General features: G+C 62.4%; 1 protein-coding gene. It reads left to right on the top strand.

Annotated features, from left to right (window positions below):
* A partial coding sequence (locus A5678_RS03090) for an MCE family protein (protein ID WP_156746742.1) occupies window positions 1-821 on the top strand: 821 nt, incomplete at both ends.

Genomic DNA, 821 nt, shown 5'->3' with positions numbered 1-821 from the left:
AAGGTGACGTTTCACTACGACAACAAGTACAAGGTGCCCGCCAACGCGTCCGCCGTGATCGTGAACCCGACGCTGGTGGCGTCGCGCAGCATTCAGTTGGAGCCGCCCTACAAAGGTGGTCCGGTCATGGGCGATAACGCGGTGATCCCCATCGAGCGCACGCAGGTCCCGACGGAGTGGGACGAACTGCGGTCAAGCGTCGCCAACATCATCTCCAAACTCGGCCCGACCGCCGAGCAACCCAAAGGCCCGTTCGGTGAGGCCATCGAGTCGTTCGCGGACGGGTTGGCCGGCAAGGGCAAGCAGATCAACACCACGCTGGACAGCCTGTCGCGGGCCTTGACCGCGCTGAACGAGGGTCGTGGCGACTTCTTCGCGGTGGTGAAGAGCCTGGCCCAGTTCGTCAACGCCCTGCACAAAGACGACCAACAGTTCGTCGCGCTGAACAAGAACCTGGCCCAGTTCACCGACAACTTGACCGGGTCCGACCACGATCTTGCCAACGCGCTACAGCAGTTCGACAGCCTGCTCTCCACCCTGCGCCCATTCCTGACCAAGAACCGCGAGGTGCTCGCACACGACATCGACAACCTCGCCACCCTGACCACCACGTTGGTCCAACCCGATCCACTGAATGGCTTGGAGACCGCCCTGCACGTCCTGCCGACGTTGGAGACGAACCTCAGCCAGATTTACCACCCGTCGCACGGGGCCGTCATGTCCATCCCGGCGATCCCCAACTTCGCCAACCCAATGCAGTTCTTCTGCAGCATGATTCAGGCGGGTAGCCGGCTGGGCTATCAAGAGTCCGCCGAACTGTG

Source organism: Mycobacterium sp. E2733 (assembly GCF_001667585.1).
Taxonomy (GTDB): Bacteria; Actinomycetota; Actinomycetes; order Mycobacteriales; family Mycobacteriaceae; genus Mycobacterium.
Note: the sequence above shows the minus strand (reverse complement) of the source record. Positions and strands in the feature narration are given on the sequence as shown.